At 53.7% G+C, this 2,500-nt stretch carries 1 tRNA gene and 2 rRNA genes (1 of these 3 cut by a window edge); all 3 read right to left on the reverse strand.

The features are described from left to right. Positions 1 to 5: 5 nt before the first annotated feature. A tRNA-Met gene (locus tag MN188_RS17480) sits at positions 6 to 82 on the reverse strand. Between the two features lie 100 nt (positions 83 to 182). Next, positions 183 to 297, reverse strand: a 5S ribosomal RNA gene (rrf, locus tag MN188_RS17485). 109 nt (positions 298 to 406) lie between these two features. Next, positions 407 to 2,500, reverse strand: a 23S ribosomal RNA gene (locus MN188_RS17490) (it continues 741 nt past the right edge of the window).

Raw genomic sequence — 2,500 nt, forward strand, 5'->3', positions numbered from 1 at the left:
AATATTGGTTGCGGGAGTAGGATTTGAACCTACGACCTTCAGGTTATGAGCCTGACGAGCTACCGGGCTGCTCCATCCCGCGCCAATTTGGTCCCAGGTCTTTTGGAGTTTGATCTGGGGTGTCATCGATAGAGAGATTAGGCTGGCCATTTTTTGGATGGCTCAGCAGAGCTTCTTACTAGGTTTGGCGGTGACCTACTCTCCCACGTCTTAAGACGCAGTACCATCGGCGCAACGGTGCTTAACGGCCGAGTTCGGGATGGGATCGGGTGTTTCACTCGTGCTATGACCACCAAACCGAGAAAGAAGCTCGTTCGAACATCAGTAATCCAAGTCGCGTACGACTGTGTGCGTATTGTGGTGTAAGTATGCTTTGGTTTGTCAGTAGAACTGTCTTCTACTGGATCAAATCAAGCCTATCGGACGATTAGTACCGGTCAACTGAACGCATTGCTGCGCTTACATCTCCGGCCTATTGACGTGGTGGTCTTCCACGGTCCTCAGGGATACCTTGTTTTGAGGGGGGCTTCCCGCTTAGATGCCTTCAGCGGTTATCCTGTCCGATCATAGCTACCCAGCACTGCTATTGGCATAACAACTGGTCCACCAGTGGATCGTTCACCCCGGTCCTCTCGTACTAGGGGCAACTCCTCTCAAGTATCCTACACCCACGGCAGATAGGGACCGAACTGTCTCACGACGTTCTAAACCCAGCTCACGTACCTCTTTAAACGGCGAACAGCCGTACCCTTGGGACCTGCTCCAGCCCCAGGATGAGATGAGCCGACATCGAGGTGCCAAACGGTGCCGTCGATATGGACTCTTGGGCACCATCAGCCTGTTATCCCCGGCGTACCTTTTATCCGTTGAGCGATGGCCCTTCCACTCGGGACCACCGGATCACTATGGCCGTCTTTCGACTCTGCTCGACTTGTCAGTCTCGCAGTCAGGCTGGCTTCTGCCATTGCACTCAACGAGCGATTTCCGACCGCTCTGAGCCAACCTTCGCGCGCCTCCGTTACTCTTTGGGAGGCGACCGCCCCAGTCAAACTACCCGCCACGCAGGGTCCCGGATCCGGATAACGGACCGCGGTTAGACTTCAAGCAGAACAAGGGTGGTATCTCAAGGGAGGCTCCCTCAGAACTGGCGTCCTGAGTTCAAAGCCCACCACCTATCCTGCACATGTTGTGCCTGAAGCCAGTGCGAAGCTGTAGTAAAGGTGCACGGGGTCTTTCCGTCTAACCGCGGGAAGCCTGCATCTTGACAGGCAATTCAATTTCGCTGAGTCGATGTTGGAGACAGCGGGGAAGTCGTTACGCCATTCGTGCAGGTCGGAACTTACCCGACAAGGAATTTCGCTACCTTAGGACCGTTATAGTTACGGCCGCCGTTTACCTGGGCTTCAATTCGGAGCTTGCACTCCTCCTTTTAACCTTCAGGCACCGGGCAGGCGTCAGACCCTATACGTCGTCTTGCGACTTCGCAGAGCCCTGTGTTTTTAGTAAACAGTCGCCACCCCCTGGTTTGTGCCCCCAGTCAATACTTGCGTAGAAACTGGGCCTCCTTCTCGCGAACTTACGGAGGTATTTTGCCGAGTTCCTTCAACATCGTTCTCTCAAGCGCCTTGGTATTCTCTACCAGTCCACCTGTGTCGGTTTAGGGTACGATCTTATAGAGGGGCTATTTCCAGGAACCTCTCAGCAGCCCATTCAATCCGATAAGGATGAACTACCTTCGAGATCCGTCACCACCTCATGGCCCAGGAATATTAACCTGGTTCCCATCGACTACGCCTTTCGGCCTCGCCTTAGGGGTCGGCTTACCCTGCTCAGATTAGCTTTAAGCAGGAACCCTTGGACTTTCGGCGACAGGGTCTCTCACCCTGTTTGTCGCTACTCATGTCATCATTCTCACTAGTGATCTCTCCACCCGATGGCTCACGCCCGGGCTTCACAGAAAGCTCCGATCCTCCAATGTTCCCGAAGGAACTAAGGAGGAATGGAACTATGTCACACTACGCTCTGCTACCACGTGCACCGAAGTGCACATCCTAAGCTTCGGCTCATGGCTTGAGCCCCGTTACATCTTCGCCGCAGGACAACTTAAATTAGACCAGTGAGCTGTTACGCTATCTTTAAAGGATGGCTGCTTCTAAGCCAACCTCCTGGTTGTTTTGGTCGTCCCACCTGCTTTCCCACTTAGCCATGAATTAGGGGCCTTAGCTGTAGGTCAGGGTTGTTTCCCTCTCCACGACGGACGTTAGCACCCGCCGTGTGTCTGCCAACTAGTACTTCCCGGTATTCGGAGTTTGGTTAGGATCAGTAAGCCTGTGGGGCCCCATTACCCATCCAGTGCTCTACCCCCGGGAGTATTCGGTTGACGCTCTACCTAAATAGATTTCGCAGAGAACCAGCTATCTCCGAGTTTGATTGGCCTTTCACCCCTAGGCACAGCTCATCCCGATCTTTTTCAACAGATGTGGGTTCGGCCCTCCAGTAA

The organism is Aliiroseovarius subalbicans (assembly GCF_022678625.1).
Taxonomy (GTDB): Bacteria; Pseudomonadota; Alphaproteobacteria; order Rhodobacterales; family Rhodobacteraceae; genus Aliiroseovarius_A; species Aliiroseovarius_A subalbicans.